The sequence below is a fragment of the Polaromonas sp. genome, from assembly GCF_018780625.1.
GTDB lineage: Bacteria > Pseudomonadota > Gammaproteobacteria > Burkholderiales > Burkholderiaceae_C > Polaromonas.
In genome coordinates, this window is the sequence record NZ_JADMJK010000027.1 from 1 (window position 1) to 1,807 (window position 1,807).

The following is a 1,807-nucleotide window of genomic DNA, read 5'->3' on the forward strand; positions in this document are numbered from 1 at the left end:
GCGCTGGAGTCGGCCAACCACGACGCCGCCGTGCGCGTGGTGGTGATCCAGGGCCATGAAAGCATTTTTTCGGCCGGCAACGACATTGGCGACTTTCTGAAAAATCCGCCCGCCACGCAGGACTCGCCGGTGTTTCGCTTCTTGCGCGGCATCAGCAGCTTTCCCAAGCCCATCGTGGCGTCGGTTTGCGGACCGGCTGTGGGCATTGGCACCACCCTGCTGCTGCATTGCGACCTGGTCTATGCGGGCGACAACGCGGCGTTTTCCATGCCTTTTGTCAACCTGGGCCTGTGCCCGGAAGCCGCGTCCAGTTTTCTGGTGCCGCAGTTGATGGGTTATCCGCGTGCTGCAGAAGCGCTGCTGCTGGGCGAACCCTTCTCGGCTGAAACCGCGCTGGAGGTGGGGCTGATCAACCGCATCGTGCCGCCCGCCGAGGCCAATGCGCTGGCCCAGCGGCAAGCGCTCAAGCTGGTTGCCAAGCCCCTGAGTTCCCTGCTGGAAACCAAACGCCTGATGAAAAAAGGCAATGCCGGCATGGTGGCTGAGCGCATGGCTGAAGAGGGCGCCAGCTTTGGGCGCATGCTGCAGGAACCGGCGGCGCGGGAAGCGTTTGGCGCTTTCATGGAAAAGCGCAAACCCAATTTTTCGGCCGTTTGATGCGGGTTTTTGATTCGGTGGCGCTGTGCCAAGCACGCGTGATGGCACGAGAAAGCCACGCATGACCAAAGCACTGCATCCAGACGCCGTGGCGTCCGTCGAATTCGAGGAAGAATTCATCGCCGGCCTGAAAAGCATCTTTGAAGAAAAAATCGTCTTCAACCAGGTGCTGGGCCTGAAGATCACCTCGCTCCGGCCCGACCGCGTGACGGCACGCATTGACATGCGGCACGAGCTGATTGGCCACCCGGCCTACAACCGGATTCATGGCGGCGTCATCAGCGCCGGGCTGGACGCCATGGGTGGCCTGGCGGTGATGGCCGCCATCGGTGCGCGGCACATGGATGAAACCCCGTCGCAGCGCTTGCACCGTTTTTCCAAGCTGGGCACGATCGATCTGCGGGTGGACTACTTGCGCCCCGGCATCAGCGAATACTTTGAACTGCGGGCCGAGGTGCTGCGGCTGGGCTCGCGCGTGGCCAGCACGCGCATGGAGTTTCTGGGCGCCGATGGAAAGCTCTTTTCCACGGGTGCGGCGGCCTACATCGTTTCCTAGTGTTTGCGCCCGGCCTCGTCCAGCGCCTGCAGAAATGTTCGGCGCCACCAGTGCACGTCCTGCGTCCTGATGTTTTCAAGCAGCTTTTGGTGGCGTGACTGCCGTTCGCCGAGCGGCATCTGAAGGGCCCGCTGCAGGGTGTCGGCCGTGCCGTCGGTGTCGTAGGGGTTGACCAGCAAGGCTTCCTTGAGCTGCGCTGCGGCGCCCGCAAAGCGCGACAGCACCAGCACGCCCGGGTCGGCCGGGTCTTGCGCGGCCACAAACTCCTTGGCCACCAGGTTCATGCCGTCGCGCAGCGGCGTCACCAGCGCCACGCGCGCCGCCCGGTAAAGCCCCGGCAGGCACGCGCGCGCCACGTTGCGGTGCATGAAACGGATTGGCATCCAGTCCAGTTCCCCAAAATTGCCGTTGATGGCGCCGCACAGGCCTTCGAGTTCCTGGAGTAAATCGGTGTAGGCGCCCATGTCTTCACGGCTGGGCGATGCGACCTGGATCAGCGTGGCGCTGCGCAGGTTTTCGGGGTATTTTTTCAGCAGGGTCTGAAACGCGCGCAGGCGTTGCGGCAGGCCTTTGGAGTAGTCCAGGCGCTCCACG

At 63.4% G+C, this 1,807-nt stretch carries 3 protein-coding genes; 2 read left to right on the top strand and 1 reads right to left on the bottom strand.

Annotated elements, in window-relative coordinates:
- The coding region (locus tag IV091_RS01955; RefSeq protein ID WP_293464410.1) for an enoyl-CoA hydratase at positions 1-657 on the top strand (657 nt) is incomplete at its 5' end.
- Positions 658-718: 61 nt separating this feature from the next.
- Complete coding sequence (locus tag IV091_RS01960; protein ID WP_293464412.1) at positions 719-1,213, top strand: thioesterase family protein; 495 nt, start codon at positions 719-721, stop codon at positions 1,211-1,213.
- Here IV091_RS01960 and IV091_RS01965 read toward each other — a convergent pair.
- On the bottom strand, positions 1,210-1,807 hold a 598-nt coding region (locus tag IV091_RS01965), incomplete at its 5' end, for a trehalose-6-phosphate synthase (protein WP_293464414.1). The genes IV091_RS01960 and IV091_RS01965 overlap by 4 nt on opposite strands.